A 7,221-nucleotide genomic window follows, 5' to 3' on the forward strand; every position below is an offset into this window, starting at 1 on the left:
CAGTGGCCGGATGCGCGTGGAATGGGTGGCCGGATCAGCGTGGAATCGGTGGTCAGATGCTCATGGAATGGGTGGCCAGATGACCGTGGAATCCGCAGGTGTTGAACACACCACAACCCAGCCATGAAGACGACCAACGCCTGCATGCGCGCATCGATTATGCGCTGGACATCCTCGTTCGCTATGGCGATGCATTACGCCCGGTTCGCGCAGCTATTGATATGGCGAACCCGGCTTTCGCCAACGGTATGTGACGATTAATGCAAGCGTGCTTGTGCGACTCAAGCACGCTTGGCAGGCAGGTTGATCTGTACACACAGCCCACCCAAAACGCTGTCGGTCAGCTGTAATGTGCCACTCCAGACATCGACGATGTCGCGCACAATACCCAACCCCAGGCCATGCCCCGCCACTTGCTCATCTAATCGGCTGCCCCGGCTGAGTACTTCCTGACGCCGCTCTGGCTCAATGCCCGGGCCGTCGTCGTCAATACACAAGGTGTATCCGTCCGCGCCTGAACTCACGCTCAGTTGCACGCGGCTATCCGCCCATTTGCAGGCGTTATCCAACACGTTACCGAGTAACTCCAACACGTCTTCCCGGTCCCAAGGCAAGCGCAGTTGCCCCGGTGCATGCCAATCCAGTTGCAGGTGACGACCATGAATCATTGTCAGCGTGGCAAACAAACCGGGTAATTCATTGGCGCAATCGAAATGCGCACCTGGTAGCACCTCACCCGCCAGTTTGGCCCGACCTAATTCACGGGCAATACGCTGTTCGATTTGTTTAAGTTGCTGATTAAGGCTGTCGTGTAGATCCGGTATCCGCTTGAGTTCTTCACGGCTGGCCAGGCTGACTAATACGGCCAGTGGTGTTTTCAAGGCATGGCCCAAGTTTCCCAGTGCGTTGCGAGAACGTTTGAGTGTTTCTTCTGTGTGGTTAAGCAGGTGGTTGATCTGCGCTACCAAGGGCTCCAGCTCAAGCGGGACGTTCTGATCGAGTTGATTGCGCTGTCCCTGTTGCAGCTGCTTTAACTGCTGACGGGTTACTTCCAACGGGCGCAGCGCTCGGCTGACGATAACGCGCTGCAGCAACAAAATAAGTACCAATGCCGCCAATCCCAAACCCAGCCCTACTTTCTGTACTTGGCGAAAGCTATTGAGGATGGGGGTGTAATCACGGGCGACCTGAATCTCGATCTGCTGGCCGAAACGCTGGTAATCCGCGCGCAAAACCAGCCATGACTGCCCCTGTGGACCGTCGACTAACTCACGTTGCAGGCCAAGATGTTGCGCCCGTGGCAGGTCACGGTCCCAAAGCGAACGCGAGCGCCAGGTTTGATCGGCAAAATCAATTCGAAAATACAGACCTGAATAAGGACGTTTATACGCCGCGCTCAAGCGGCGCTCATCCAGTTGCACGCCAGCAGGGCCGCGCTCAAAAGCCCCGAGCAGAGCCTGAGCTTCGTCTTGCAGGGTTGTTTGTAAGTAGCCCCGCAGGCTTCGGTCAAATAGCCATAAGCTGCTTTGTGCCAGCACCAGACCGGCGATCAACAACACACTGATCAGCCCAAGGCTCAAGCGCTGTTGAATCGATCTCAAGGTATTGCCCCGTTAAAACGGTAGCCCTGACCACGGCGTGTTTCGATAATTTCACGACCCAGTTTGCGGCGCAGGTGATTGACGTGCACCTCAATGACGTTTGAGTCACGCTCGCTCTCGCCGTCATACAAATGTTCGGCCAGATGGCTTTTGGATAACAGCTGTCCAGGGTGCAGCATGAAATAGCGTAACAGGCGAAATTCGGCGGCGGTAAGCTGCACATTTTCACCTTTGTGTTGGACGGATTGGCGTGATTCATCGAGTTGCAAACCGGCCGCTTCCAGTTGCGGCTGATTCGCCAGGCCATGAGCACGGCGCAGCAATGACTGAATGCGCAGTTGTAGTTCTTCAGGGTGAAAAGGTTTGGTCAGATAGTCATCTGCTCCAGCCTTCAACCCTTCTATTCGTTCCGCCCATGAGCCGCGGGCTGTGAGAATCAATACCGGCGTACTCAACCCGTTTGAGCGCCACTCCTGCAACACCTCAAGCCCTGGTTTGCCGGGCAAGCCCAAATCAAGAATGATCAGGTCATAAGGCTCGGTGGCCCCTTGATAAGCCGCATCACGACCATCGGCCAACCAGTCAATCGCGTAACCCTGTCGGTTTAAATCAACCAACAATTCATCAGCCAAGGGGACGTGGTCTTCAACCAATAACAAGCGCATCAGTCTTCCACCTCGTCCTTGAGTAATTCGGCAGTGGCGGCATGTAACTCCAACTCGCGCACAACGCCCTCTGCTGTCACTAATTCGACCTCGTACACCAACACGCCGTGCTCCTCTTCAAGTTCCACTTCAAGAAGCACAGCCCCTGGATAACGTTGCAAAGCCACCTGCATCAATTGTTCGAGGGGCAAAATCAAACCCTCGCGACGCAGGCGCAATGCTTCGTCCTGGTTCAAGTCGCGGGCGCTGCTGCTGAACGCAATGCTCAGCAGCAAGCCAACCAGCAGTGGGCGCAGCGCGCAGGCCGGAATGATCATTAATCGTCTCGTTGATTTTTCAAAATCTGAGCATTGGTGGCGTCGACTTCAACATCCCACTTCACGCCCTGGGTGTCGCGCACGTCAACTTGATAGATGTAACGGCCGTAAACCTCTTCCAGCTCAGTGGATTCTTTTGTACCACCTGGATGCAGAGCGAGTGCCGCCTCGTTGAGTTTCTCAAACGGCATTACGGTTCCGGCGTCGCGCAATTTAACGGCATCATCCGGGCCCAAGTCACGGGCCTGAGCGAGGCCTGCGGTAAGGGTGAGAGCCGCTACGGCAAAAATGGCAGTCAGTGTTTTCATCTTCAGTTCCTTATGGGATTGGCTTTCGACACAGCCCAAGTTACTGCACACGACTTAACTCAAGCTGAATTTGCTGGAAGTGACTGCACAGGCAATTATCCAGACCACCGTGTACATCATTCACGCCATGAAGTGGCTTGGTCTGGCCGCCAAGCACTCTATAATCGCCGCCCTGCGCGATGGAGGCCAGCATGAGTGCAATTTTAATCAAGTCCCCTGCCCTGACAATCAAGGCCGGTAAACGCGCCCTAGCCCGGATTCGCGAACGCGGCTTGCAGCCGGCCGATGTTGGAATTTTGCCCGGCGCTGCAGGCGGGCCCAAGGCGCTCGGTATTCAGGGGCTCGACTTGGCGTTGTTCGGCGACTGGTTGCCCCGCGTGCAACGCGAGCGCTCACTGATTGGTGCATCTATTGGCTCTTGGCGTTTTGCCAGCGCCTGCCTGCCCGATGCGGCCGCCGGCATCCGTCGCCTTGGCGAACTGTACACAGCGCAACGCTTTGCCAAAGGCGCGAGCATGGCCGAGGTAACCCAGAGTTGCAGCTTGATGCTGGAACAGTTGCTCGGCAAAGACGATCTTAGCGTGCTGAACAACCCCCACTACCGCTTGAATATCGTGGTGGTTAAAAGCCATGGCTTGATGCAACACGATCACCGGGGCGCACTGGGGCTTGGGTTGTCGTCCGTGATCGGTAGCAACTTTCTGGGCCGCCCTCGTTTAGCCCGTCATTTTGAACGAGTAATCTTGCACGACCCACGACTGGCGCCCCCGCTCGATGAATTGCGCGACTTCCCCTCACGCTTTCTCGCGCTCGACGGCGGCAATTTGCGTCACGCGTTGCTGGCTTCTGGTTCGATCCCGATGATTATGCAGGGCATTCGCGACATTCCCGGCGCGGGCCCAGGCACCTACCGTGATGGTGGCCTGCTCGACTATCACCTGGATCTGCCCTACAGCGGTGACGACATCGTGCTTTACCCGCATTTCACCGACAAAGTCATTCCCGGCTGGTTTGACAAGAGCATGCCATGGAGACGCGGCAGCCCCGAGCGCCTGCAAGATGTGCTGCTTTTAGCGCCCTCACGCGAGTACCTGGCACGCCTGCCGCATGGCAAATTGCCTGATCGCAAAGACTTTAATCGCTTCCTAGGCGATGATGCCGGTCGTGAGCGCTACTGGCGTAAAGCCATGAGTGAAAGCCAGCGTTTGGGCGATGAGTTTCTTGAATTGGTTGAAAGCGGCCAGCTGAAAGAACGTCTGATCGCGCTTTAACGCTTTAACGCTTAAAACTGAAATGCTGACCAAGGATGGCAGGATGAAACTTGCAGTCGCCATTATTCATGGCATAGGCACACAGGCGGATGTGCGTGATGCCGAGGGCCAACATATGTTTGCCCAAGAGTTGATCAGTGGCTTACGCCAACACCTGGGGGCGCAGGCTGACCAGGTGGCTTTTCAGACCCTCTACTGGGCCAGTGTGTTGGACAAGCGTGAGCGCGCTTACCTGGACAAGCTGCGCGATCAACCGGTTCGCTGGCGCTGGTTGCGGCGCATGGTCACGCTGTTCCTTGGGGATGCCAGCGGCTACCGCAAAGTCAGCCAAGCTTACGACACCACCTACGAAGAAGTTCACCAATGCTTACGCGGTGGGCTAAACGCGTTGCGCGCGAAAGTGGCCGCAGACACCCCGCTGGTGATACTCGCACACTCGTTGGGTGGTCATATTGTGTCCAACTTCATCTGGGATCAGCAGCGCATTAATAAGGCCGAACACTGCCCACTGGATCCTTTTCTGGCAATGGAAACCTTGAGTGGTTTGATCACCTTCGGCTGCAATATCCCGCTGTTTACCTTCGCCTATGATCCGGTGATACCGATCCGCTTTCCAGGGCACTGCTTGACCGATGCAGTGACGCAAAATGCCCGCTAGCTGAATGTATATGCGCCTGCAGACCTGCTGGGTTATCCGCTTCGCCCACTGACTAACTACACTGCCATCGTGGCCGAAGATCGACCCATGTCAGTTGGTACCTGGTTCAAACGGCACACGCCCTTGAGTCACATGGGCTATTGGCAAGACCGTGGTTTTCAACGCTATGTGGCGACCTATCTGCAGCGGCTTCTAGCTGCGTGCAAAGACACCTAAGACCCACTGTGTTTGGGCCTGCAACTGCGCTTACTGTGATTTAACGGACAATTTCGTGCATTTTTCGGCCAGCGTGTGACTTAACAGTCAGCTTCGTTCATCAACACATATGAACGGCAAGCGTGAATCCTGCGCCTGCTCTGATTATTTGGGATCACCTCGGAGAAACCGACCCCATGAACGCACCGCTGCGTTTTAATGAAGCCCTGCTGATTGCTGACCGTGCTTTTCAACCGTTTCAATGCGTGGCTTGGGCACCGCAAGATGGCACTGGCAACCTGAGCCTCAGCGTCATCGACAGTACCAGCACTCGCCTGCTCGGCCGCACTCAATTGTCGAGCCATGTTTACAGCGATCCTGTGCAGTTTGCCGATGTGCTCAAGCAATCGCGCGAGCAACTGAGCCAGCAAGGCTTTGCGCTAGAGCCCTGGACCATGCCGGCTTAATCAAGTTTTGCGAGCCTGCGGGCGTTAAGGCTTTTCTTTATGGCCTAACGTTCATTTTTGTATGGCCAAAGACGCTCTCCTGGCGTAAGTGTTGACTGATCAATCCGGCAACTGTTTAGCTGGATACAGGCTTCACCTCTATTTAAAACACGCCAGGAGGCTCCTCATGCTGCAACTTCGTCCAAATTGCGAGCTCTGCGATTGCGACTTGCCTCCGGCTTCAGCCGACGCTCTGATTTGCTCATTTGAGTGCACCTTCTGTCGCGATTGCGCTACGCAGCATCTGCAGCTCACTTGCCCTAATTGTGCTGGGGAACTGCTGCAGAGACCTCGGCGTCCGGCCAACAAATTGTTGAGCTACCCTGCATCCACCGAACGTGTGAAGCGATCTTCATAGCGAAACACCATGCAGGAGCCACCACCATGAGCGACGATCAAGACAACAAGCCATTGAGCCTCTGGGAAATGTTGCAAAGCGTATTCAGTGCGGCCTTAGGTGTGCAGAGCGGCAAAAACCGCGCACGGGACTTCTCGCGCGGTAAACCCAGCCACTTCATCATTCTGGGCGTACTTTTCACCGTGTTGTTTGTGCTGGTGATCTTCGGCGTGGTGCAACTGGTGCTGCACCTGGCGGGTGTGTAACTCACTGCAGTAAGGGTTTTACACTGAAGTTGTAGTTTTTGATCTTGGGGTTGTGAACCGCGCTGAACTCATGAAAATTCAGCCCATAACCCGGCACTTTTAGACGGCGCTGCAAATGCGCGGCTTGCTGGGCGGTCAATATGCTGAACAGCTGATCCACCCTGTCTTTGCCGCCGCGCTCGGCAAAGTCTAAGCCCGCATGGTAGTCATGCAGCATGACCATCGCCCAACCGCCGAGGGTGAAGTGTCCTGCAGCCAACACACACAACTTGCCGGAAACTCTGGCACTCAGCACTTCATCTGAATTGTTGAGTGCGGAAAAAAACACATCTTGGCCAGGCTTTTTGCCGATCTCCTCTGCCGCCCGCATGGCGCCAAAGGCCATCTCATCGTTAGCCGACCATATCAGTTGCACCTGAGGGTATCGCGGCAGAACAACCTGCGCTTGCTCATACGCACGCTGACGACGCCATTCGCCATGCAATACCTGCTGCAGTTTGATTTCTGGGTGTTCTTGCAAGGCCCGCCGCAGACCATCCTCGCGCAAGGTGGATGAGGGTGTATGCCTTACGCCGGCGAACGCCAACATATCGCCAGGCTTGCCCTTGAGTTTGGCAATCAGCGCTTTGGCCATCCAGTAGCCTGCCTGCTCATCATCAGGCACCAGACTGCCGATCCAGTTGCGGTACTGCTCACGTGAGCCACCAACGTGCTGCAGTTGCTCGGCAGTTAATGTGCTGTGTAGGGAAAACAGCTTGATTGGGCTGTCGGCAAACAGCCTGAGCAACTCGGGCGCGGTGAACATCTCATTCACAAAAATGAGGTAGTCCGGTTGTTCCGCGCGAGTCAGCACCTCGCGGGCTTGTGCTAATAGGTTTTGTGGGTTGCACTCACCATAAACCACCTGCAACTGCATACCGAGGTCATCGGCCGCTGCCTGCATAAAGTCTGAGTAGCCCACCCAGAACGGCTCATTGGAATAGCCCGGATTGAGAAACAGTGCGGATTCCACGCCATTCGGACACTCAGCCCACGCTGATCCGGACACCTGTTCCACGATCATTCGGACAGGCAGTCGGAGCGCAGCGACGCAGGGC

Annotated in this window: 9 protein-coding genes and 2 pseudogenes; 6 read left to right on the plus strand and 5 right to left on the minus strand. The window is 55.7% G+C overall.

Going from position 1 to position 7,221, the window contains the following annotated elements; genetic code table 11:
- Positions 1 to 98: 98 nt before the first annotated feature.
- Positions 99 to 254 (plus strand): annotated as a pseudogene (locus AUK77_RS00545) (NADPH-dependent oxidoreductase); the annotation flags it as partial.
- A 27-nt stretch (positions 255 to 281) separates the two neighbouring features.
- Here AUK77_RS00545 and AUK77_RS00550 read toward each other — a convergent pair.
- Genes AUK77_RS00550 through AUK77_RS00565 form a run of 4 tightly spaced genes read right to left on the minus strand, consistent with a single transcriptional unit; the run spans position 282 to position 2,891 of the window.
- The gene (locus AUK77_RS00550) at positions 282 to 1,601 is read right to left on the minus strand and encodes a sensor histidine kinase (RefSeq protein WP_296125186.1); all 1,320 of its coding nucleotides are present in this window, start codon (positions 1,599 to 1,601) and stop codon (positions 282 to 284) included.
- Positions 1,598 to 2,266, minus strand: coding sequence for a response regulator transcription factor (locus AUK77_RS00555; RefSeq protein ID WP_296125188.1), 669 nt, complete (start codon positions 2,264 to 2,266; stop codon positions 1,598 to 1,600). Before AUK77_RS00555 ends, AUK77_RS00550 begins: the two co-directional genes overlap by 4 nt.
- On the minus strand, positions 2,266 to 2,583 hold the full coding sequence (locus AUK77_RS00560) for a PepSY domain-containing protein (protein WP_296125190.1): 318 nt from the start codon (positions 2,581 to 2,583) through the stop codon (positions 2,266 to 2,268). Before AUK77_RS00560 ends, AUK77_RS00555 begins: the two co-directional genes overlap by 1 nt.
- The gene (locus AUK77_RS00565) at positions 2,583 to 2,891 is read right to left on the minus strand and encodes a PepSY domain-containing protein (protein ID WP_296125192.1); all 309 of its coding nucleotides are present in this window, start codon (positions 2,889 to 2,891) and stop codon (positions 2,583 to 2,585) included. Before AUK77_RS00565 ends, AUK77_RS00560 begins: the two co-directional genes overlap by 1 nt.
- A 191-nt stretch (positions 2,892 to 3,082) precedes the next feature.
- Here AUK77_RS00565 and AUK77_RS00570 point away from each other — a divergent pair, with 191 nt between their 5' ends.
- From AUK77_RS00570 to AUK77_RS00595, 5 genes and pseudogenes are all read left to right on the plus strand, one after another.
- On the plus strand, positions 3,083 to 4,162 hold the full coding sequence (locus tag AUK77_RS00570) for a patatin-like phospholipase family protein (protein ID WP_296125194.1): 1,080 nt from the start codon (positions 3,083 to 3,085) through the stop codon (positions 4,160 to 4,162).
- A gap of 43 nt (positions 4,163 to 4,205) precedes the next feature.
- A pseudogene (locus AUK77_RS00575) lies at positions 4,206 to 5,036 on the plus strand (hypothetical protein).
- 176 nt (positions 5,037 to 5,212) lie between these two features.
- The gene (locus AUK77_RS00585; protein ID WP_296125198.1) at positions 5,213 to 5,482 is read left to right on the plus strand and encodes a hypothetical protein; all 270 of its coding nucleotides are present in this window, start codon (positions 5,213 to 5,215) and stop codon (positions 5,480 to 5,482) included.
- Positions 5,483 to 5,648: 166 nt separating this feature from the next.
- Complete coding sequence (locus tag AUK77_RS00590) at positions 5,649 to 5,879, plus strand: DUF1272 domain-containing protein (protein WP_296125200.1); 231 nt, start codon at positions 5,649 to 5,651, stop codon at positions 5,877 to 5,879.
- A 26-nt stretch (positions 5,880 to 5,905) separates the two neighbouring features.
- A complete protein-coding gene (locus AUK77_RS00595) occupies positions 5,906 to 6,124 on the plus strand; it encodes a DUF2970 domain-containing protein (protein ID WP_296125203.1) in 219 nt (72 codons plus the stop codon).
- A gap of 1 nt (position 6,125) precedes the next feature.
- Here AUK77_RS00595 and AUK77_RS00600 read toward each other — a convergent pair whose 3' ends face one another.
- Positions 6,126 to 7,187 carry an ABC transporter substrate-binding protein gene (locus AUK77_RS00600; RefSeq protein ID WP_296125204.1) on the minus strand — a complete coding sequence of 354 codons (1,062 nt, stop codon included), beginning with the start codon at positions 7,185 to 7,187 and terminating at the stop codon, positions 6,126 to 6,128.
- Positions 7,188 to 7,221 lie beyond the last annotated feature (34 nt).

The organism is Pseudomonas sp. Ga0074129, assembly GCA_001465025.1.
GTDB lineage: Bacteria > Pseudomonadota > Gammaproteobacteria > Pseudomonadales > Pseudomonadaceae > Aquipseudomonas.

Excerpts from the sequence above, each read along its gene's own strand:
- AUK77_RS00555 (WP_296125188.1), bottom strand. The coding sequence starts at position 2,266 with ATGCGCTTGTTATTGGTTGAAGACCACGTCCCCTTGGCTGATGAATTG.
- AUK77_RS00560 (WP_296125190.1), bottom strand. The coding sequence starts at position 2,583 with ATGATCATTCCGGCCTGCGCGCTGCGCCCACTGCTGGTTGGCTTGCTG.
- AUK77_RS00565 (WP_296125192.1), bottom strand. The coding sequence starts at position 2,891 with ATGAAAACACTGACTGCCATTTTTGCCGTAGCGGCTCTCACCCTTACC.
- AUK77_RS00570 (WP_296125194.1), top strand. The coding sequence starts at position 3,083 with ATGAGTGCAATTTTAATCAAGTCCCCTGCCCTGACAATCAAGGCCGGT.
- AUK77_RS00585 (WP_296125198.1), top strand. The coding sequence starts at position 5,213 with ATGAACGCACCGCTGCGTTTTAATGAAGCCCTGCTGATTGCTGACCGT.
- AUK77_RS00590 (WP_296125200.1), top strand. The coding sequence starts at position 5,649 with ATGCTGCAACTTCGTCCAAATTGCGAGCTCTGCGATTGCGACTTGCCT.
- AUK77_RS00595 (WP_296125203.1), top strand. The coding sequence starts at position 5,906 with ATGAGCGACGATCAAGACAACAAGCCATTGAGCCTCTGGGAAATGTTG.
- AUK77_RS00600 (WP_296125204.1), bottom strand. The coding sequence starts at position 7,187 with ATGATCGTGGAACAGGTGTCCGGATCAGCGTGGGCTGAGTGTCCGAAT.